Origin of the sequence: Enterococcus devriesei (assembly GCF_001885905.1) — a bacterium.
Taxonomy (GTDB): domain Bacteria; phylum Bacillota; class Bacilli; order Lactobacillales; family Enterococcaceae; genus Enterococcus_A; species Enterococcus_A devriesei.
This window is the reverse complement of the sequence record NZ_JXKM01000001.1, coordinates 196,492-220,311: the sequence shown is the minus strand read 5'-3', so window position 1 is coordinate 220,311 and position 23,820 is coordinate 196,492. Positions and strand designations below refer to the sequence as shown.

Here is a 23,820-nt window from a genome sequence, read left to right as displayed (position 1 = left end):
ATTTTTTATTCAACCATTTTCTTAATATCATTCTCAATTATCCAATAAACTTCAGATTTATCTTCATCTTCGCTCACGATACAGATACTGCAGTTTTCTAAATCAATAAATTCTAATAGTAAATTAGGATTATTTTGGTCGTATATTATGTTCTCCTCAATGGTAATTTCGGTTCTGGGGTAAGAGTACCAGTCCTCATTCCAAAATTTACTAATCGCCTCTTTCGCTGTCCAAATAGCGCTCTCTTTCATATATTGCTTCTCGACAAGTTTTTTTTCCTTTTTCGTAAAAGTTTTTTCAATTATAAATTCGTCAACAGACTGTTTATATTCACAATCTATCGCTATTTCATTATCTGATATTCCAACAGTTACAATACTACCAGAATGAGAAATTGACAAATATTGAGCGAATGTTTTAAAATAAGGCTTTCCGTGTTTGCCTACCTCAAATTCTTTGATGATAAACCCGTAGGCTATGCACAGTAATACATATGCTACGGCAGAATTATACCTATCTGCCTTTTTATAAAATCTATTTGAGTATCTAAAACGTTTAGGGGCATTACTTTTAACGAATTTCATAACCTCATCGTAAAGCATTTCCTTAACTTGGTAAATTACCACTTTCTTCATATACTTTTCACCTCATTAAAGTTCAAATGAAGAATCTCTTTAATCTTATCGCGAGTTTCCTGCTCTACAAATAGATAATCATGCTTTGAAAAAACATCTATAATTCTACTTTTGTTGAATATTTTTTCTATTTGTTCAATTTTTAACGGTTTATCTTCAACCATACTTCTAACAAATGTTGTTGGTGTAATAACGTTTTTGGGCTTATACTCTATTAGATCTTGAAAAACATTATGGTTATTAGCAACTAGCTTTTCTGTAGTAATATTTTTTTTGTTCATATCTTCAAAAATATGTGTCTCCTCAAAATATTTTCTGTAGTAGCCACTTTTCTCTCTAAGTTCAGCCAAATCAACATCATTTTGATCAATATAAAATGGGGAATCTAAAATAGTAAGTTCTTTTACGCTTTTTAAGGACCTCTCTTGAGATAGTTGATAACAAATTTCGCTTGCGACGACTCCACCGTAACTCCAACCCATTAAATTGATTTGTGAAAAATTTTTTTCAGGTACAAAATTCTCTATTAAATCTATATAGTATGTCGAAATATTTTCAATTCCATCAATCCTTTTGCCCGAAGAAAGTAAATTATGGGGTTCAATTACATAAATCGGAAAGTTAGGTTCGTCAATATTTTCAAAAAGCGGGCGATAAACATCACTTCCCGTATTTCCAGAATGTACTACAAATAAAGCTGGGGTGTTTCCCATACTAGGTGTTCTTTTTACAAAAGTATAAATTGGTTGGAATTTGTCCTCAGTGATTAATATTTGTGCCATATCACACAAGTTACTCCGCAGATGTAGTTCAACAAAATTTGTTCTTTTATTTAAATCTTGAAGGATTTTAACACCAAGTTCCATAATTTGAAGAGAAGTAGCACCTAATTTTTTGAAGTCACTTTCAAAATTTATGTTCTCGGTATTAATATTAAGAATCTGAGCCCATGTATTTTTTAAATATTTTTCGGCTTTTCGCTGTTCAGGACTAATATCTCTATCGTCGATTATGTTTTCTTGAACCAAAAGATCTCTAAATAACCTTTTCTCATCCGTCTTCCCATTACCATTTAAGGGGAGCGACTCTATTTGGATTATTCTCGTAGGTACCATTACAGCTGGTACTCGAGTACTCACTTTTTTTATAAGATCATTTTCTTTTTTTCTTATGTCGCTCGTTACCCAGCAATAAATTCTGTTTTCCTTTACAGCCATATAGGTCTGCTTGATACCAGGGACAACTTGTTGAATAACTTCTTCAATCTCTGCTAGGTCGATCCTTACACCATTTATTTTATATTGCCTATCTCTTCTTCCAAGATAATCAATTTCTCCAGTACTCAATATGCGCGCAAAATCGCCTGTCTTATATCCTCTAATTTCATCATCACTATCTGGAATTTTGACTGTAACAAAGGTCCGTTCAGTCGCATCATCATTTTGGTAATAACCAATAGCAACCTGTGGACCATAAATGAATAACTCACCAACTTGTTCAGCATCCAAGATCTGATTTTCTTTTCCTAAAATTAGTGCACTCATCTTATAAACGGGTTTACCTATAGTAATTTTCCCACTCGAATTTCTAATTTCAGAAATTGTTGCAGCCCCACATTCAGTATTTCCATATACATTGAATATTTGGTAGGGAATTTGACTTAAATCGATATTAGGAAACCTTTGTCCAGATAATGTTAGTAATCGTAAACTAGGTATATTCATAGTTCGTATTATCCGTTCTCCAATGACTGCGGTCGTATTCATCAATGTGATTTTATTATCTATAAGAAAAGTTTCTAACAAACTTAAATCATGACGTACTTTTTCACTTGCTATATAAATGGTTCCTCCAGAATAAAGTGTAGAGAATAACTCAATATAGCTAATCGCAAAAGAATAAGGCGTATAAGCAGCAACGTGATCGTTGCTAGTTATTTTAAATTCTTTTTTTTCCCATATTACAGTGTTCATAACATTTTCTCTAGGAATTTCAACCGCCTTAGGTACATCAGTTGAACCGGATGTAAAATAAATAGCCCATGCCTGAGAAGGAGTATGTTCCGGCTGATTAATTTTAGTGAATTTATATTGCTCATTTTCATCTAAAGAAATTAGCATGGTTGCTTTTGCAGTATTGATCATTTGCCGCAATCTTTCATCTGGTTGAGAAATGTCTTGTGGAATAAAAGTAATTGATAATTTAGTTAACGCCAGTATTATAATCGGAAAATGAATACTTCTAGGAATTTGAAGTACCACGCATTGATTACCTAAAATATATTCTTCAATTTGTTTTACCGCTTCTTCGACCCTATTTTTAAGGTCACGGTAAGTTAGTTCATAATTATCGTCTACTAATGCAACTTGATTTGGTAAGGTTTGTCCAAATTCAAAAATTTGTGATAAAAAATCTTTTGTATCATTCATTGACATGATCTCCTCCAAAGTTACTAGTTGGAATAATGATTGATTAACTATATTCGGTTTGAACTTGTTTTATAAGCCATTGCCACTATTTTGGCCAACTTTTGATTATTAATGAGATTTTTTGATTGATAATTCAACAGCGACTCTAAAATTTCTGGGTCTTCCACTTTAAATTCTGTTTTTGCAAAATAATAATTTATTTCAGCAAATAGGTTAGTTCCTTTAGGATCTAAATTTAGAGCTTTAGCAATAATATCTTTTTGGTTATTAAAGATTGTATCTGATGCGGTTGTTAAAACAGCCGCAATAAAGGCTTTATCTTGATTAATTGAATCGTTTTTAGCCAACTCATAAGCAGATTTTGATATACGAAAAATTTTTTCAAATTCATCTTTAATTTCATTAAGAAAATATCTTCTTCTTATATCATCATCAATAATTATATTATTTTCGTTTGTCAATTCATTTCTATTTAATGTTGAAAACCTTTTATTTTCTATATAGTAACCATAGCTTCTTTTTAAAAAGGGATGAATAACATATAAATCTGAATTCCACAGCCAATTAAGAAAATAGTTACACCCGTAATCCAAAGAAACATCTAAAGCCGCTAGTAGCCCCGATAAATAAGGAGGCTCTCCATTACGGTCCCAATGTATTTTATCAGCTATAAATACAATTTTTGTTAACTCTGATGCATTATCTATACAGGTAGTATGAAAAAGGATTGCATTTAATATTTCTGGTTCATAAATATTAAATAAGTTTCTCGCAAAAAATTCTCCCTGCTTTGCATGGACAAGCATGGGGACATTTATTTCTTCTGTATATAATGGGATTTCATAGAACTCAGCAATTTGTACTCTATCTGAGTCTGGAATTGCTCCACCAAGATCGTGAAGACTGCCTGCTATAAAGGCAGTCTTCGGATCAACATCGTATTTTAAAGCGAGTTCGTATGAAACCATTCCAACACCAATTGCATGTAAAAAATTCTCAGTAACTGGAGTTAAAAATGCTCTCTCTCGCATGTCTATTCCAACTCCTCTGTTAATAATCCATATTTTTCATAACGTACCTCTTTATCAATTTTATTATCATCATCTACTAGAACTACGTATGGTTTTGTTGATTTTGCCTCTTCTGAATCTAACTGACAATAACTCATAATAATTATTTTATCACCAACTGATACACATCTTGCTGCTGCGCCATTCAAACAAATCATCCCGGACTCTCTTGGACCCGCAATTACATATGTTTCAAATCTCTCACCATTGTCAACATCCGCAATTTGGACCTTTTCATATTCTAAAATATGACTTGCCTCCATTAATTCTTTATCAATAGTAATACTTCCGACATAATTTAATTCTGCTTGTGTAACTGTAGCTCTATGGATTTTCCCTTTTAACATTTCAACTAACAATTTAATATCCTCCTAATAAAGTTCTTTCAAAATAACATCTGAATTTTCAATTACTGAGTTAAGTATTTTTTCATACTTATTAGTATACGCTTGAACGGTTTCTTCTTTAAATAATACTTTTGAGTAATTGAAGTCTAGATTTTGTCCCCAAACAAACAGAGTCAAATCACTAAAAGCATCTTTTTGCTCCTGCTGATTCATCTCTTTAATCCCTTCAAAAAGATGGGAATGACTCAATGCCTCACCTTTGAATCCTTGAATACCAAAATATAGTGTATTCCCTTTTAGTTTAATATTATTTTCCTTCATCATTTGTGCAAGTGGCACATCTTGATTACTTTGAGCAGAAATAATCTTATTGTTTAAAACATTGACAAAGTCCCTAAAGGTCATTTTTTTTGAAATATTCATTTGTAGTAAGAACTGATTGATAAATAGGCCAATTAAATTTTCTACTCCTGATATATTCCTATTAAGCGTTGGAATAGCAATAGCAATTTTCTCTTGCTTACTTACTTGTGCAGTCATCAAATAGAACACAGCTAACAATATATCATGCATAGTAAAATTATTTTCTTTGATCATCCCTTGCAATTTTTTATATTGTTTATCACTAATATGAAGGTATATATCTCCTCCAGTGCTTTCAACAGCTCTGTTAGGTTCTTTCTCTGATAAATAAACCCCTCCATAATCAATTAGTTCCTTTTTCCAATAATCTAGTTGTTTTTGCTTTTTATTACTACTTAAAAATTCATATTGACATTTTGAATAATCTTTATATTGATAAGGAAGATCAGGCAAATCTTTCTTATCATAAAAAGCTTCGATTTCTTTCAAGAATAGTGAAGTGGACCAGCCATCAAAAGCAACATGGTCAATAACACAGGTGAACTCGTTATCATAGATATTGACTTTTATTGGAATTTCTTTTTCCAAGTTGAAAACATGAGCAAAATATTCTTTAGTATCAATCTTATCGTTACTTACGACTAAACTGCTTTTGTCAATAATTTGGTAATCATCATATAATTTAGTACGTAATATTTCTTGTCTATCTACTACGGCGATTACAGCTTCTGCCAATTGCTCAGGATTAACATTTTCTTTTAGTTTAAACCGTATCTTGATATTACTATATGAATTGGATTGGGTTTGCTTATATATTTGTTGCGCATAAGAAAGCTTCTGGTCCTTAATATCTAAAAATACCTGTTTAGAAACAGAAAGTTCATCTTTATCAATAAAATCATCATTAACTGATTCTGGACTAATTAACCGAGCTATCTTATCTATTGTCTTTGTATCAAAGATTTCTTTAATCGTCGGTCTATAACCCGTTCTTGATTCAATTAGACTAATAAGTTTAATTACTTTAATTGAATCACCACCAATATTGAAGAAGCTTTCAAGTATCGAAACATTTTTTGGATCTAACTCCAGCACATCACAAACTGCCAACAATACATTATTCTCATTTATATTGCGTGGACTTATAAATTCAAGGTGATTGTCATACGTAATTTCCGGAAGCGCACGTCGGTCAATTTTCCCATTAATTGTTAATGGAAATTCTTCAACATGTTGATAGCCTGACGGCATCATATAATCTGTCAAGTATTGTGAGATAACCTCTTCTATAATAGATTTCTTGATCTCTTCATCTGATTTGTAATAGACGCCCAAATACTTATTCTCCGGTTCTCCTAATGCTAATGCAAGAACTTGTTTTATACCGGGAACCCGTAACATTGCAGATTCAATTTCGCCTAATTCAATACGAAACCCACGAATTTTAACTTGAAAATCATTTCGACCGATTAACTCAAACTCATGATTTAACAAACGTCTAACAACATCACCAGTTTTATAAATACGAGAATATTCAGTCGATCCCACATAATTATATGGGTTCTTTAAGAAACTATTATTAGTTAATTCAGGTTGACCATAATATCCCCTAGAAAGCTGTGGTCCCCCAACATAAAGTTCACCAATAGCACCATCTGGAATTAATCTCATTTCCTCATCTAATATGAAATGAGCATAGTTAGGAAACGGTGTTCCTATATTAGAATAATTTTTTTCTATTCTTTTCATTGAAGTCCAGACTGTTCCCTCAGTAGGTCCATAAATATTTATTAGGTTAATACTTCTAAATCGATCAGCAAAAGAGTCATTCATTTTTTCTCCACCAACTAATATAGTAGATAAATTAGTACCTAATATTTCTTTATCATTATCTTGAAACAAATAACTAATTTTACCTGGAGTCGATTGTAAAGTAGTTACATAATGGGTTTTCATAAAATCAGGAAATTCCTCTGGTGTACCTGTGAATAAATTGATTGGTTTTCCTCTCAATAATTGACCAAATATTTCTGTTCCGAAAATATCAAAAACATATTCTGCAATACAACCAAACTCGATATCTTGAGTACCGGTATTTTTAATAGAAGCCAGTATATTCCCCAAATAGCAAATAAAATTACGATGTTCTACCATTACCCCTTTAGGCCTACCGGTTGTTCCAGATGTGAAGATAATATAGGCTAGACTTTCAGGTCTGACTTCTATGTCCAGATTATCATCATGAATAGAAAAGTCTTTTGCCATAAACTTATCATCAATAGTCAAACTAGCTTCAACTTGTTTTTGGATATAAGTAATTCTCTCTTTAGGGAATGTCGGTGACATCGGCACATAAACCGCACCGGCTTTTAAGACCCCTAAAATTGCTATAATCATTTTTTCTGATTTTGTTAGTATTAATGGAATCTTATCTCCTACTTTAATACCATATTCGTTGATTAATGCGTGGGCGACTCGATTTGCTGCCTTGTTCAATTCCTCAAATGTATACTGCATATCCCCATATTTTAAGGCAATTTTTTTAGGAACTAATAAAACTTGTTGCTCAAATAATGTTGTAATAGTTTTTGTTGGATAGCTTGCTTCACCAAATTCTGGAATATTTTTAACGTATTTAAAAGTATCAACCTCTTGAGTTATCTGATCAATCAAATACGCCATAAGTTCGAATAAACTATCAATCGTTGTTGATGAAAACAATTCTTCTGCATACTTTACTCGAATACTCAATTCCCCTGCAGCCTCAAACACAACTATGGAAATTGGATAGTCTAATTTTTCAATACCATCTGATTTTATAATTCGTAATTGGTCCTTTTCGTCACTAGCCACAGGCATTGGATAATTTTCATAAATGAAGACTGTATCAAATAAACGCTCTCCATTACTTTGTAATTCTGCAAGGTTCACATTACCATGCATCATATTTTCATTATTTAAATCTTGTAGTTTTTGTAGCTGATTATTGATTGAATCTTTGACATGATCAAATTGAACTGGTAGGGTCCTAATATAAAGTCCTACACTATCTTCCACTCCATCAATTGGAAGATTTCGTCCTGAATTAACTACCCCAATTGTCGTTTCTTTGATTCCACCGTAAATACTTAAAACTTTATGCCAAACATATTGAGTGACAATATTAACTGTTATACCTTGTTTTTTTGAAAAATTAATAAGATTGTTGTAACTATCTCCAGATATTTTAAAAATTTTGTCGCTAGGTTTCTCAATTCGATCAAAATTTTCTATTTTTGTATTACGCATATCTTCATTAAATATTCCGGCTAAGTCAGGATGCAAAACGTCTTTTAAGTTATCGTTCCAATAATCCTTACTCAAATCTTTTGTCTCTTCTAAGTACTGCTGTGACTTAATATAAGCAGTATCTTCAATCACTTTAACCCTATTATTCTGTGTAATCGTACGATAAGCTTCGTGTACAAAATTTAACAACACTGGATTGGACCAACCATCAAGAATTGCATGATGGTTAGTTAACACACATGTAAAATGTTCTTCTCCTGTTTTTACTAATCGAATTCTAAAAAGGTTCCCTTTTTCTAAGTTGAAAGGCACTTTTCGTTCCTTATTGATTACTTCTTCAATAGTTGCATTTTCAATATATTCAAAATCCAATGTACCGTATTTTAGAATTATCTGTAAAATATCTCCGAATTTTGAATTTAATGATAAACGTAAACTTGGATATTTCTGCTGTGCAAATTTCCAAGCTTTCTTATATGCTTCGATATTGATACTTTGCTCGTACTCAAAAATGAATGAACCAATGTATGCATCATCATTAGTGGTGTTATTGAGGCTTTGATAGACAAAACCTTTTTGTAACGAATTAGCTGGCAAAATTGCTTCAACTTCTTGTTCTTTTTGTAAAATATTTAAGTCTTGTTGAGTGAGCAACCCATTGATGTCCTCTACAGTAAGATAAGTTCGTTCACTTTTAGAAAGAATCTCTACTAACGATTCAAGTTCTAACTTGTAATTTTGAGCTATTAGTTCAATATCAGCAATAAAACCACTAAATTCTAGATTAAGAATCTTATTGTAAACTGCACCATTAATCGTTAAGTCTTCATCAAAAACAACATTTGTCGATTCACCTAAATTAGTTTGTACAATAGACCATTCTTTTGTTTCACCTGTATCAATTTGACCTAAATAGTTAAACAGTATACCTGGAATTTCCTTCGAATGAATGCCATATTTAGAAACATAGTCAATACCATTATCTTTAACTCTCCGATTTAAAGATTTTGTTTTTAATAAATCTGTTGATATCAATTGAGGATAAATTGTTGTGAACCAACCCACTGTTCGTTGAATATTCAGAGTATCTTTCAATTCAGCACGGCCATGTGATTCCAACTTGATACTGGTTAAATCACTATTGTTAACCTTTTTAAGAGTTCTAGCTAGTACTGTTAATAAAATATCATTGATATTTGTATTGTAAACATTATTTACACTTTCAACTAATTTAGTAGTTGTCTCAGTATCTACTGTTATGGAAGTCTTTTGATAATTCTTTCCACGCTTATATGTCTGAATAGGAACTTTCATATCATCATTGAAATCTATTTTTTTACTCAAATCATCAATTTCATTGCTCCATTGTCGATAGCTTGTTTGTTTTTTTGGTAACCTTTTACCTTCATATAAGTCTTTCAAATCTATTGTAAATATTTGCCAAGAGACACTATCAATAATTAAATGATGACCTATCATAATTAAAATATTTTCATCAGGTTTGATTGCAAAGCGATACAACTTATCGCTTAACTTGAAACTTCGCTGTAACTTATTAATATCGTCTACATTCTGAACAAAACTCAATTCAACAGAGTTAACTTTAGAAGAATAATACTGATTTTTATTATCAAACACGATTCTTAAAGCATCATGATAATTAATTAGATCAATCAATGCAGCACGTAATTTCTCAATATTCACATCTTCTGGTAACTGAATTGCAAATGCCTGATTGAAGTGAGCAGTATTGTACTCTTCGAAAAACCACTGTTGCACAGGTAGTAATTTAACTCCTCCAGTGAGTTCCCCCTGTTCATTGATTATCTCAACTTCTTTGAGTCCCTCGATAATTTTGGCGATTTCCTTGATCGTTTTTGCATCAAATATTTGTTTAATTGAAAGAGATTTATCCAATTTTTGCTTTATTCGATTACTTAACTGAATAGCTTTAATAGAATCTCCACCCAGATTAAAGAAGCTAGTTAGAATACTAATATCATTAGCCTTTATACCTAATATATCTGAAAAAATTTCTTGTAAATTTTTTTCCATAGAATTATTTGGTTCAACAAACTCTTCTGATTTTATAGTAGGAACTGGCAAAGCTTTTCTATCCAGCTTCCCATTAATAGTTAGCGGAAATTCTGCCATAAATATATAGTATGCTGGAATCATATAATCTGGTAATTTTTCTCTCAAGGTCCTTTCTATCATTTCTTGCGACAGTTCCATTGAGCCTGAGTAATAAACAACTAGTTGGTCCTCTACTTTTAGAACAATAGCTTGTTGGATACCCTCGATTTGTAATACCCTTTTTTCGATCTCAGTGAGTTCAATTCGTAATCCATGGATTTTAACCTGAAAATCGTTTCGACCTAAATATTCAATTTCTCCAGTATGAAGTATGCGTACTAAATCTCCAGTTTTATATATTCTTCCTGCTACTGAATGATCAACAAACTTCTCTTTAGTCAACTCTGCTTGGTTTATATAACCTCTCGCAAGTTGAATCCCTCCTAGAGCGAGCTCTCCAATAGCTCCTTCTGGTAATAACTGTCCACTTTTCCCTAGAACGTAACAATTAGTATTTGCTACAGGCTTTCCAATCAAGACTTTTTCTATAGTAGGTTGGCTACAATCAAATGCTGTAACATCAATACTTGCTTCTGTAGGACCGTACAAATTGTATAATTTTGTGTTGGGTAACATTTGTTTAAAACGTTCTACACTAGCAACACTTAGTGCCTCTCCTGAGCAAAAAACATATTTTAATGAAGAAACATCTAGTGAGCTGTGTTTATCTTTCGAATAAATTTCTAATGTGTCCAAAAATACATCAAGCATACTTGGAACAAAATGCATCACAGTAATCCCTTTATCTCTGATTTCATTTGCAAGATATAAGGGGTCTTTATGTCCATTTTCTTTTGCAAATACTATACGTGCCCCCACTAGAAGAGCCCATACTTGTTCCCAAACGGATACATCAAAAACAAAATTTGTTTTTTGATAAACCTTGTCCGTTTCATTAATAGGATAAGTTTCATTCATCCATTGAATACGATTGCTTAATCCTGAATGCTCAATCATAACACCTTTAGGATTACCCGTTGTTCCAGAAGTGAAAATAATATAAGCTAGATCACTTAATTCAGGTCTGTAATCTAATACTTTTTTGTTAGTGAACTCGAATCCTTTAAATGCTTCATCAATCAAGAATGAACTTTCAATTTGTTCAATAATATACTGTTTTCTTTCTTCAGGAAATTCCGGTGAAATAGGAACATATGCACATCCAGCTTTTAATATTCCCCAAATTGCAATAGACATTTTCTCGCTACGTTCAAGTAAAACTGGAATCTTATCTCCTTTTTCCACACCATTTTCTAATAGATAGTTAGCAAATTGATTTGTTAGACTATCGAATTCAGAATAGGTTATCTTTTTACCTTGGTATTCAATAGCAATTAAGTCCGGAGTTTTACGAACTTGATCTAAAAATATATCAACAACTGTTTTTGCTGGGTAATATCTTTTGACACCTATTGAAGATTTACCCGTTAGTTGGATATTCTTGATTTCTCTATTCTCATCTTCAATTACTTGCTCAATAAGATTAGAGTAACTATCAATCATCGATTGTATAGTATATTCACTATAAATATCTGTACAATAATTAAAATTTATTCCCCCATTTTCTACAAGTACTGATAAATCATACTTAGCAGAGTTTAAAACTAATCCTTCATTACAACCCATGAATAAATTATTTTTTATTAATTTTTCTGGGGCGAAATCTTGAACACTAAATAATACTTGAAAAATTGGATTTCTAGATGTATCTTGTGGGACATTTAGAATATCCACTATTTTTTCAAAAGGAATATCTTGATTATTTTGAATATTTACAATTGTTTTTTTGTTTTTTAAAATTAAATCTTTTACCGTTGCATCCGATTTTACCTCTGTTCTAACCGGAAGTGTATTGATAAAGAAACCAATCAGGTCTTCTGTTCCTTTTATATGACGATTTGCAATTGGTGTCCCCACAACAATATCTTGTTGATAACTGTATTGAGCAAGCATAATATCTAAGAGACTTAGCATAATCGTATATAAACTAGTTTCATATTTTCGAGCAATGGTCTCCAATGCTTCTTGCCATTCAGATTTAAATTTTATCGAGATATCAGCACCTCTATAAGAGAATTCTTTAGGCCGTTCAAAATCAGATGGCAGGTTTAGTGGCTCATAGCCCTTCAAATTATCTTTCCAAAAAGCTTCTTGCTTCTCTAAACTATGTCCATTAAATTCATGCCTTTGCCAACCTGAATAATCTTTATATTGGTTAGTTAAAGATGATAATTTTTTTCCTAGATATAAATCATTTAATTCAGTCAGTAAAATTTCAGTTGACCATCCATCAAATGCGATATGGTGAATACTGATCATAAGTTGACCATCGTAAATATTCACTCTTATAGGAAACTCTCTAGATAAATCAAACGGCTCTTCAATAAATTCACTTGGTTCAACAGAATCATGGGAAATATACAAAGTTTTTTCTTGTATAACTTGTCGCCCGTCAATGATCAACGTGCGAAGTACTTCATGTCTGTTTACTATTTCTTTAATTGCCCGTTCTAAATTTTCTAATTTTACATCTGGAGATAGCTCTAAAACTAATGGTACGTTATACGCTTTTAAATCATGTTCAAATTGGTCGATAAACCAAAGTCTTTCTTGTGCAAAAGATAATTCATAAGATGATTCTTTTATATCACCATAAGAATTCAGTTGTGCACTTCGCTTTTCTAATTTTGCCATTTGTTGAATATTCTTTGCTTGAAGAATTTGCTTAACTTGAAGGTCAATTCTGTTTGATAATTTTAATGCTAAGATAGAATTTCCGCCAAGTTTATAAAAGTCATCAGTAATAGATACTTTATCTAGACCTAATAAACCACTAAAAGCTGCTGCTATTTCCAACTCTCTTTTTGTTTTAGGTGCTATAAATTCTTGCCGTTCAAATACTGGCTCTGGTAATTTTCTTAAATCAATTTTCCCATTGATAGTTAATGGAATAGTTGATAATTTAATATATTGATTTGGCACCATATATGTTGGAAGTTCATTATCTAAAGAATGATCCAGATTTCCCGTATAGTAAACAACAATATTATTTTTCTTAACTAATGCAACGCATTGAAGAACTGATTCCTGTTCTAACATCCTAGCTTCAATTTCATCTAACTCTATTCTAAACCCTCGTAATTTAACTTGAGAATCATTTCTTCCAATATAGATTAAATCATTCGTTGGTAACCGTTTTACAATATCCCCCGTTTTATAAATTCTTCCAAATCGAGGATGATTAATAAACGATGCTTTTGTCTTACCATCATCATCGATGTATCCTCTCGCTAATCCAGCTCCTCCAACATAAAGTTCTCCAAGAGCATTATAAGGAAGGTCATGTAGTTTTGAATCTAACACAAAGTTCGTAGTATTATTCAAAGCTTGGCCGATATTTCGTGCATCCATATCACGTTCATAAATTTTAACTGTTGCACATACTGTAGTTTCAGTTGGCCCGTAAGCATTAACTATCTTCGTATCATTATTATCATAAGCCTCAAAAACTTCTTTTGGTGTTGTTTCACCAGCAACTATTAGCGTTTTTAATGGAAGTAGGTTTTCAGTACTCAATATTGCTGGAGGTAATGTTGCTAATTCAATTCCATTTTTCACTATCATCTGTCTCAATAATTGGTAATCTTTTCGCGCTTCCTGATCCACTAAATAAGTAGTAGCTCCAGCTAAAAGCGTATAAAATAATTCGAAGACCGATGCATCAAATACAAAGTCAGCAAAATGAATAGCTCTAGTAGTTTCATTAATATTATATAAATCAATCTGATTATATATAGTATTTACTACCCCACGATGTTCAATCATTACGCCCTTCGGTAGACCTGTAGTACCTGATGTAAAAATGATATATGCTAAATCAGAGTTTTCTATTTCTACATTAGGGTTATCCGTGTTTCCGGAAGTAATTTTAAACTTATCCGTAATGATTACTGGAGCCTTTATTTTATTTAGAATGTAATCTATTCGTTCTTTCGGATATTCAACGCTCAATGGTACATAGCATGCTCCAGTTTTTAATATTCCTAGGATAGCAATCACATAATTTTCAGAACGATTCAAAAGAATTGGGATTTGTGCTCCTGGTAAGATACCGTAATCATCAATTAAAGTATGCGCAAATTTATTTGCTTTTTGATTCAATTCTCTATATGTTAGCTCTTGGGTTCCATATATAATTGCCTTATTTTCTGGATAATTGATAGCTACCTTCTCAAATAATTGATCAATAGTTTCTTGTGGGTATGCTTTTTCTGTTCTTGATAAAATATTTGTTTCTAATTCAATATTTGAAATAAGTTGTCCTGATTTTACTATGATCTGTTCAAGAATATTCTCGTAAGTTTCAGCAATTCCTAATATAGTTTCCTTTTTGAATAAACTTGTAGCATAAGTAAAGTCAATATAGTCTTCTCTATGCATCACTGAAATATCAAACTTAGTACTAAAGAGATTTAAATTTTCATTAATTGACTGATACAAATTACTATTTGACATTACATCAGAAACATCTTGAAAACCAAACATAATTTGGAAGATAGGATTTCTTGATAAATCAGATTCCACGTCTAAGTACTTTACGATATTTTCAAAAGGCACATCTTGATACTTCTGAGCCTCCGCAACTTGTTGACTATTTTGTTGAATTAAAGTTTCAATTGGTAAGTCTAAATCTACTTCATTCCTAAGAGCCAAAGTATTTACAAAAAAACCAATTAAATCTTTTGTCCCTTTTATTTGACGATTTGCAATCGGAGTCCCAACTACTATGTCTTTTTGATTACTGTAAGCTGCAAGGAGAATCATAAACGCGCTTAGTGTAACGGAGAAAAGACTAGTCGCCTGTTTCTTCGCGATGACTTCTAAATCATCCATTAATCCTGGTCTCAGTTCATAGATTAATTCTCTTCCTTTATAATCAAATTCTGACGGTCTACTGAAATCTGTTGGTAAATTTAGAGTTTCATAATTTGTTAACTTATTAACCCAATAACTTTTTTGTTCCTCTAAGTATTCTTCATTTTGGGTAATTCTCTGCCATTTTGCAAAATCCTTATACTGAATTTCTAAATTAGGAAGAACATTGTTATTGTATACTTCTGCAATTTCGTTTAAGAAAATATTTGTAGACCAACCATCAAATGCAATATGATGAATATTTATTGAAAGAACCAATTCATAGAGATTTACTTTTATCGGAATTTCCTTTGTTAAATCAAATTTGTAAGAAAAGAATTCACTATTGTCAATTGGTTCATGAGTTATAGTGACCTCTTCCTCTAAAACTTTTTGGTAGGAATCTTTGATAATCGTTCTTAATATTTCATGACGGTTCACTACTTTTTTAATTGCTTGTTCTAATTGAGATAGGTTTGTCGTAGGATTGAGAACAATTTCCATTGGTACGTTGTAAGCCTGTGTACCACCTTCTAATTGATCAATATAAAATAATCGTTCTTGAGCATAAGATAATATTTGATCAGATTCATTTCTAAATAGTTGTTTTTCCACTTCTAAATTCTTATTCTCAATTTTTGCAAGGTTTCGGATCGTCTTTTGTTCAAATATATCCTTAACTTGAACATCAATTAGGCTAGCTAATGATATTGCAGCAATTGAATTTCCACCCATTCGGAAGAAATCATCATCGATTGAAACTTTTGACAACTCTAGTATTTTACAAATAGCCTTTGCAATTTCTTTTTCACGGTCAGTTTCTGGTGCATGATACTCTTTACTATATTGCGGTTTTGGCAATCTCTTTATATCTAATTTCCCATTAATAGTTATTGGTATTTCCTTAATGTGCACGTAAGCAATAGGAATCATATAGTTTGGGAGATAGTTATTTAAAGATTCTGTAATAAAATTTGAATCTATTGCTTCTGGTGAAGTATAGTAAGCAACAAGATTTTCCTTATCCACTATTACTGCTGCTTGTTCAATTTTTCCAATAGCTTGCAATTGCTTTTCAACTTCGGATAACTCGATTCTGAAACCACGAATTTTAACTTGCTGATCTTTTCTTCCATAATATTCATAAGAACCATTTTCTAGTCGTCTAACTACATCTCCGGTGTCATAAATAAATCCTTCGCCATACGGATTATCTAGATAACGTTCTCTTGTTTCTTCTAGTTGATTAATGTAGCCTCGAGTTACTTGCTTTCCTCCAATAAATAGATTACCAACAGCACCGACAGGCAATAGCTGCTTTTCATCATCTAGAATGAACGGGTAAACTCCACCAATTGGTTTTCCAATGGATAAATCCCTTACATCATTATTCACAAAACTTAAAATGGTCGTTTCTGTTGGACCATAACAATTATTAATTTGAATATTTGTATCAGCATATTTCTCGATAACCTCGGTAGTAATTGCTTCACCACCACAATGAATAAATTTCATACTAGGCACTCGATTTAAATCAAGCTTGCTTGCTAATGAAGGTGTTATTCCCATTGCATTAATTTTATAATGATTTAAAGTGTTAATGAATTTATCTATGTCATAAATTAAGTCTGTATCAAGCATAACTACACTTTCTCCCATACTAAAAGGGCGAATTAAGTCATGGATAGATGCATCAAAAACATATTCAAAAAAAGCACCATTAATGATTCCTGGAGCCATACCCGAATGAGACATTTTGGACACTTCGACTACAAAATTGCTTAAGTTTCCATGCTCAACCATAACACCTTTTGGTTTTCCGGTTGTTCCAGAGGTAAAAATAATATAAGCTAAGTTATTTTCATTTATCTTCACTTCAGGACGATGTGTATCATCAGGAAACTCTATGGACATGAATTCATCGTCTATAACAAAATTTGACTCACAAGTATCAATAATATAATCAATTCTGTCTTGTGGATATTTGGGACTTATCGGGACATAGGCAGCTCCCGCTTTTAAAACTCCTAAAATCGCAATGACCATCTTTTCAGAGCGTTGAAGTAGCAAGGGAATTTTTTGTTCAATTTTTACATTTCGCTTGGTAATTAAATAATTCGCTAATTTATTGATCTCATTATCAAGTTCCGAGTAAGTTAACGAGCATTCCCCAAATTGTAAAGCAATATTATCTGGGGTTTTATCTACTTGCTCTTCAATTAATTTAATCACATTTCCATGTTTTGATAAGGTATCAAAATTCAATAATAAATTCTTATCTTCTTTTGATAATGCAGATAGTTCAGATATAGTCTCTTGATTACTTACTAAATAATTCTCTAATAAAGTAAAGAAATTTTTGCATAACCTATCTATTGTACTTTGTTTAAATAGCGAAGAATCATAATTTAGAAAAAGATCCATAGAATGACCTGAGTCCTCTATTTCAAAAGTTAAACTAAACTTAGCTGCAGTTGTTTTATAGGGATTCTTTTTAGCTAATCCTTCAAAATAATCTTGGTAACGAGTATTTTGGTAAACAAACATACAATCAAAGAAAGGGTTTCTCCCTTCATTTGCGGCATCTAAGTCTTTTGCTATGTTTTCAAATTGATAATTTTGATTAGAGAGAGTCGAAAGAATATTTTCGTTCATCATATTCAAAAATTGACGTGCGCTCTGATCTGTATCAACACTCACTCGAACTGGTAGAGTATTTACAAACATACCCAACATATTTTCAGCCGCTTCGTGAACTCTACCATTAGCAACTGTTCCAACAACAAAATCTTTCGATTTGTACATTTTAGAAAGTAACATACTAATCGTAGTGAAGATTAAAACATAATCACTTACTTTATTTTCTTTAGAGAAATCTCTAATTTTACATAGTAATTCTTTTTTAAATGGAATAACTTTCGTTTTCCCTACTGTAGGTTTATTTTTTTGAATTCTATAATCTGTCGCAATTTCCAACCTTTGATAACCGGCTAAATAGTCAAACCACCATTTTTTTTCGCTTCTCAAATCTAAATTATTTATCCAATGACTATAATCTTTGTAATGATATTTATTTACTTCGGTTCGTTCACCTTTATATAGAGTTGCCAATTCTTTATAAAATAGTTCTTCACTTGTTCCATCTGTTATAATGTGGTGTTTATCAATAAAAAGAGAATCCTTATCTCTTCCTTGAATTAAACGTACATGCATTGTAATACCATGCTCCAAGTCAAAAGGAGTTACTAATGAAGAAAAATCTTTAACTTGCGATACTAACTCAAAATCAAGCGTTCCTTCATTGAGAACCTCTTGAATATAATTCCCGTTTTTGCTATAAAACTTAGTTCGCAATGACTCATGGCTTCTAATCATCTGTAATAAAGCATTTTTAATTGTTGCTACATCAATTTTTCCGGAAAAGTCTAATACAGTTTGCTCATTATAATCAATTTCATTTTTATTTAGTTCATAAAAAACGAATGTTCTTTTTTGGGCGGGGCTCATTAGATTTTTCTTTTGTTCAATAATCGGGAACAACGAATTCTCTACTTCAGAATTTTGCTCCATAAGTCGCTCGGCTAATTGTTGTATGTTCAAAGTTCCTAATATTTCTTTTGTAGTCAGCCTTTTATTAGTTTTTTTCATAACTTGATTAGCTAATTTCATAGCCTGAAGTGAGGTCCCACCAAGTTCAAAAAAGTTTTCCAATATACTTACTGCTGGTATATCTAATATTTCTTCAATAGAGTCTACCAATATTTTTTCATAATCATTTGTTGGTTCAATCAATTCTTTTCTAGATATATTGACCTTAGGTAAGCTCTTTCTATCCAGCTTTCCATTATCATTTAATGGCAATTTCTTCAACCAAACATAAATATGAGGCTGCATATAATCAGGTAATTTTCTATTTGTAATTTTTCTTATTGTTTCGTCATTAATTTTTCTATCACTAACATAATAAGCGATTATGAATTGACCTTTATACCCTACAACTACAGAATTACTAATTCCAGGGACACTATTAATTTGCGTTTCAATCTCTGCTGGTTCGGTTCGTATACCATTGATATTCAATTGAAAATCATTCCGCCCAACAAATTCAAACTCATTATTTTCCAGCTTTCTTACTAAGTCTCCTGTTCTGCAAAGCCGACCTGAAGTGAATGGATTCTTTACAAAGTGTTTCTTTGTTTCTTCATTTAAATTTAAATATCCTTCTGCTAATTGTTGCCCTTCAACACATATTTCACCAATTTCACCGATATTCACTTCATTGAGATCTTCGTCTAAAATATATGCTTTCATACTATTTAGAGTAGATCCAATATTATTTTTATCTTCTACTGAACGAATCACTTTTGCTGTAACAGAATGGAATTCTGATTGTCCATACACATTAACCAATTTAACATCGTTTTGGTTAGCGTTTTCAACTAAGCTTGCAGGTAGCTTTTCTCCAGCAACACCAACGATTTTTAGTTCATTTAATTGTGAAAAATCTAAACTATCTGCTAAAGACGGCGTGCTTTGAAAGTAATTAATTTTTTTATCATTAATATACTTTGTAAATTGCTCGATGTTCTCTAAGCAGTTTGGTTCAGATATAACTAACTTATGTCCATGAAAAAGAGCGGTATAGATCTGTGTTGTTGCGACAGAAAATACATAATTAACTAAAAAAAGCATGTTGAGATGATCATATTCCCCAATAGACATAAATTTTGAATAGGCATCCACATGACTATAGACACTCTTGTGCGTATGCACTACACCTTTAGGATTCCCTGTTGTTCCAGAAGTGTAAACAATATAAGCTCTATTTTCAGGTTTAATTTCTATATCTAAATTTTCTTTATATTGTTTAAACTTTTGACTCATGAATAAATCATCAATTATTAATTTAGCATTCGTTTGTTCTTTTACAAAATTAATTCGTGACTCAGGGTATTGTAGAGAGAGTGCCGTATACGCTGCACCTGTTTTTAAGACTGCTAACATTGCTATTACGATATTTTCATTTCTACTAAGCAGCAATGGTACAATATCTCCAGAACCAATAGTCTTTTCAGTAATCAAATATTTAGCAATAGAATTGGCTTTATCATTTAATTCACTATAAGTCATAGTTTTTTGAGCAAATTCCACTGCGGTTAAATCAGGGGTTTTATCAACTTGAGATTCAAATGCTTTGACTATGTTATCAATCATATGACACTATCCTTTCTAAAAAAAAAGAAATCTGAGCCAAAAATCTTGAGCCCAGATCTCTTAAATAAAATTTCTACATTAGTCCAATTAGGTGGAATACAATACCAACTACGAACAAGCCCAAAATAATGATGATTGGAGAAACTTTTTTCTTCAATAACCACATACAGAATAAAGTTAATAGTAACGCAGCAAGCCCTGGAATTAATGAATCCAAGTTGTCTTGTAAAGTCGTTACTTTAGAACTATCTAATGATAATCCTGAAGCTTGTTGTTGTAAGGCTTCTTTGATTCCTTGGGCACCTGAAGGTAATTTATCCCATTCAATGTAAGCACCTTTATCCAGTTTGACAGTAGATACAACTGGTGCAAACTTGATTGATACCCAACGGTTTACCAATGAACCAAGGATAAACATCCCTAAAATAGAAGCACCTTTTGTAATATCTTGTAGTAATCCACCAGACAAGTCCTCAGTAATACGAGAGCCAGCTTTGTAGCCGAATTCTTGTGTATACCACATGAATGCCATACGAATAATATTCCATCCAACGAAATAAATGATTGGACCTAAGATATTACCACTGATTGCAAGTGATGCAGCTAGAGCTCCCAAAATAGGTTTAACAGTGAACCAGAAGACTGGATCCCCAATACCTGCTAGAGGCCCCATCATACCAACTTTAACCCCTTGAATCGTTACGTCATCAACTGGGGCACCATTAGCACGTTCTTCTTCAAGTGCCAAAGTAACACCGATAATTGGTGAAGCAACATATGGGTGAGTATTAAAGAATTCCAAGTGACGAGTCAAGGCTGCGGCACGGTCTTCTTTAGTTTTATATAATCTTTTGATCGCTGGGATCATTGAGAATGCCCAACCACCATTTTGCATACGTTCATAGTTCCAAGAACCTTGAAGAAAGGTTGAACGCATCCAAACAGAAATACGATCTTTTTTTGTTAACTTAACTTGTTCTGCCATTTTCGTGTTCTCCTCCTTCTTAGTAGTTATCGATGATATCGCCTAATGGGTCACCAGTATTTGAACCGCCGCCATTACCTGAACCGCCGCCTTGTTTAGATAAGGCTAAGTAGATAAGAGCTAAAGCTACACCGATAGCACCAAGACCGATAAGAGTAATTTGTGAAACAGTTGCTAAAACAAAACCAATTGCGAAGAAAGGCCATACTTCACGGGTAGCCATCATATTGATAACCATTGCATAACCAACGGCAACAACCATACCACCACCGATTGCCAAGCCATCTGTTAACCATGTAGGCATAGATTCTAATAAACCACGTACAGGACCTTCACCAACTGCTAAGATTAAAGCAGCAGGAATTGCAATACGAACACCTTGCATGGCAATGGCAATGATGTGCCATAATTCTACCATACGGATATTTCCTTCTTTCGCTGCGGCATCCATTAAATGAACGAATGCAGTTGCGATTGTACGACAGATAATAGTTAATAGTAAACCAGCGACAGCTAGAGGAACAGCGATTGCGATGGCAGAAGAAACTCCAGCACGACCTTGTCCACCTAATACTAAAATAATTGCAGATGCGATAGAGGCTAAAGCAGCATCTGGCGCTACAGCTGCACCGATATTTGCCCAACCTAAAGCGATCATTTGTAATGTACCACCCAAGATTACACAAGGTATTAAGTTACCTGTTACCAAGCCGATTAACGTACAAGCAATAACTGGTTGGTGAAAATGGAATTCATCCAAGATACCTTCCATACCAGCTAAAAATGCAACGATAACGACTAAAATCATTTGAATAAAATTTAATTCCATGATTATTAATCCTCCGTTTTCTTATAATAATTTGGACTATTTTTGTTTATTCAGCTCTTCTTGAGCTTTTTTAAGAATTTCATCCATATTTCCTTTTGAATCACTTGGTACTTTACGAACATCAAAAGTAATACCTTTAGCTTTCAATTTGTTGAAAGTATCGATATCAGTTTGGTTAAACGCCAATACTTTATTCGGTTGCACTTTACCAGGTGAATGAGCCATTGATCCAACGTTGATTTCTTTCAATTCAACGCCGCCTTCAACTGCTCTAAGAGCGTCTTCTGGGTTTTCAAAAAGTAGTAATGCTTTTTGTCCACCAAAATGTTTATCATCTTTTGCAAGTTCGATCATCTTGTCCACTGGCACCACGTGTGCTTTTACACCTGGAGGAGCAGCTTGTTGGATTAAACTCTTACGAAGTTCATCTTTTGCCACTTCATCAGAAACAACAATAATACGAGTTGGACCAGTTGTCTTAGTCCAGACAGTTGCTACTTGTCCATGTAATAAACGAGAGTCAACACGTGCCAAAACATAAGAGAATTTGCCGGGTTGTCCAGCATTTGATGGTTGTGCAGCTGTTGCAGCTGTTGGAGTAGCTTCAGCTGGTTCAAGTTCTTCAGGACGAACTCTAACCCCTTCTTTAGCTGTGCCTAAAATATGTGCAGCGATTTCATGTGCCGTTTCCATTGAGAAACGTGAAGCATACGCTTCGATCAACATCGGTAAGTTCATACCAGCAACGATTGCCCATGAATCTTTGTGTTCTTCAAACAAGCTATTGGCTTGGTTGAAAGGAGTTCCACCCCAAAGATCGACTAAGAATAATACTTCGTCTTGGTTTTCGAAAGAGGCGATTGCTTCCTTCATTTTTGCTTTAACGTCATCAGGTCCTTCACTGGGCATCAAAGTTACAGCTTTGACGTTTTCTTGTTCTCCAAAGATCATCGCTCCGGATTGCAAGATACCATTAGCGAATTCGCCATGACTAGCAATGATAATTCCTACCATCTCTTTACCTCCTATTAGTATTGTTACAGCTCAAAAATATAAATAAGTTCTAAAAACCTGTAACCAAAATTAAGTTGTTGCAGCATCTTTTCTTTTTTTGATCAATTGCATTAGATCTGTTTTGCGGTCTGTAGGTACTTGTCGTACTTCCAACTCGACTCCTAGTTCAGCTAAAGTGCTGAAACAAGCAATATCGTCCTCATTCATGGAAATAAAGTTTGTGATCATCTTTTTCCCTTCGCAAAAACGCATACCACCGATATTGACTGCCTTCAAATCAACGCCCGCTTGGACCACTTCTAACACATCCTGCGGAGAAGCAAATAGTAGCATGATCTTCATTCCATCAAACAAATGATCTTGATAAACCTCTACCAATTTTCTTTTTGTGACAACATTAGACTTGATACCTGGTGGAGCGGCTTGTTTTAATAGGAATTTTCGCAACTCATCATTAGCCACTTCGTCACTGACTACTAAAATCCGTTCAATTCCAGTTGCCTTTGACCATGCGGTAGCTACTTGACCATGGATCAAACGATCATCGATCCGAGTGAGGCGTATATCCATTACCATCCCACCACCTCCTACAACTA

9 protein-coding genes are annotated in these 23,820 nt (G+C 32.9%); all 9 read right to left on the bottom strand.

The window, feature by feature from the left end:
- Nucleotides 1-5: 5 nt before the first annotated feature.
- Entirely contained in the window at nucleotides 6-635 is a 630-nt protein-coding gene (locus RV00_RS00945) for a 4'-phosphopantetheinyl transferase family protein (protein WP_071860730.1), read from the bottom strand.
- A complete protein-coding gene (locus RV00_RS00940) occupies nucleotides 632-3,064 on the bottom strand; it encodes a non-ribosomal peptide synthetase (RefSeq protein ID WP_071860729.1) in 2,433 nt (810 codons plus the stop codon). The genes RV00_RS00945 and RV00_RS00940 overlap by 4 nt, the downstream gene beginning before the upstream one ends.
- Before the next feature lie 47 nt (nucleotides 3,065-3,111).
- Complete coding sequence (yqeK, locus tag RV00_RS00935) at nucleotides 3,112-4,095, bottom strand: bis(5'-nucleosyl)-tetraphosphatase (symmetrical) YqeK (protein WP_071860728.1); 984 nt, start codon at nucleotides 4,093-4,095, stop codon at nucleotides 3,112-3,114.
- 2 nt (nucleotides 4,096-4,097) lie between these two features.
- Complete coding sequence (gene panD / locus RV00_RS00930; RefSeq protein WP_379924971.1) at nucleotides 4,098-4,481, bottom strand: aspartate 1-decarboxylase; 384 nt, start codon at nucleotides 4,479-4,481, stop codon at nucleotides 4,098-4,100.
- A 24-nt stretch (nucleotides 4,482-4,505) separates the two neighbouring features.
- Nucleotides 4,506-20,396, bottom strand: a complete 15,891-nt coding sequence (locus RV00_RS00925; protein WP_071860726.1) for a non-ribosomal peptide synthetase — start codon at nucleotides 20,394-20,396, stop codon at nucleotides 4,506-4,508.
- A 73-nt stretch (nucleotides 20,397-20,469) separates the two neighbouring features.
- On the bottom strand, nucleotides 20,470-21,381 hold the full coding sequence (locus tag RV00_RS00920) for a PTS system mannose/fructose/sorbose family transporter subunit IID (RefSeq protein WP_071860725.1): 912 nt from the start codon (nucleotides 21,379-21,381) through the stop codon (nucleotides 20,470-20,472).
- Nucleotides 21,382-21,400: 19 nt separating this feature from the next.
- Nucleotides 21,401-22,210, bottom strand: coding sequence for a PTS mannose/fructose/sorbose transporter subunit IIC (locus RV00_RS00915; protein WP_071860724.1), 810 nt, complete (start codon nucleotides 22,208-22,210; stop codon nucleotides 21,401-21,403).
- A 36-nt stretch (nucleotides 22,211-22,246) separates the two neighbouring features.
- The gene (locus RV00_RS00910) at nucleotides 22,247-23,224 is read right to left on the bottom strand and encodes a mannose/fructose/sorbose PTS transporter subunit IIA (RefSeq protein ID WP_071860723.1); all 978 of its coding nucleotides are present in this window, start codon (nucleotides 23,222-23,224) and stop codon (nucleotides 22,247-22,249) included.
- Nucleotides 23,225-23,293: 69 nt separating this feature from the next.
- The gene (locus tag RV00_RS00905) at nucleotides 23,294-23,800 is read right to left on the bottom strand and encodes a PTS sugar transporter subunit IIB (protein WP_071860722.1); all 507 of its coding nucleotides are present in this window, start codon (nucleotides 23,798-23,800) and stop codon (nucleotides 23,294-23,296) included.
- Nucleotides 23,801-23,820 lie beyond the last annotated feature (20 nt).

Coding starts and splice junctions, on each gene's coding strand:
- RV00_RS00945 (WP_071860730.1), bottom strand. CDS start 635: ATGAAGAAAGTGGTAATTTACCAAGTTAAGGAAATGCTTTACGATGAG.
- RV00_RS00940 (WP_071860729.1), bottom strand. CDS start 3,064: ATGAATGATACAAAAGATTTTTTATCACAAATTTTTGAATTTGGACAA.
- yqeK (WP_071860728.1), bottom strand. CDS start 4,095: ATGCGAGAGAGAGCATTTTTAACTCCAGTTACTGAGAATTTTTTACAT.
- panD (WP_379924971.1), bottom strand. CDS start 4,481: ATGTTAAAAGGGAAAATCCATAGAGCTACAGTTACACAAGCAGAATTA.
- RV00_RS00925 (WP_071860726.1), bottom strand. CDS start 20,396: ATGATTGATAACATAGTCAAAGCATTTGAATCTCAAGTTGATAAAACC.
- RV00_RS00920 (WP_071860725.1), bottom strand. CDS start 21,381: ATGGCAGAACAAGTTAAGTTAACAAAAAAAGATCGTATTTCTGTTTGG.
- RV00_RS00915 (WP_071860724.1), bottom strand. CDS start 22,210: ATGGAATTAAATTTTATTCAAATGATTTTAGTCGTTATCGTTGCATTT.
- RV00_RS00910 (WP_071860723.1), bottom strand. CDS start 23,224: ATGGTAGGAATTATCATTGCTAGTCATGGCGAATTCGCTAATGGTATC.
- RV00_RS00905 (WP_071860722.1), bottom strand. CDS start 23,800: ATGGTAATGGATATACGCCTCACTCGGATCGATGATCGTTTGATCCAT.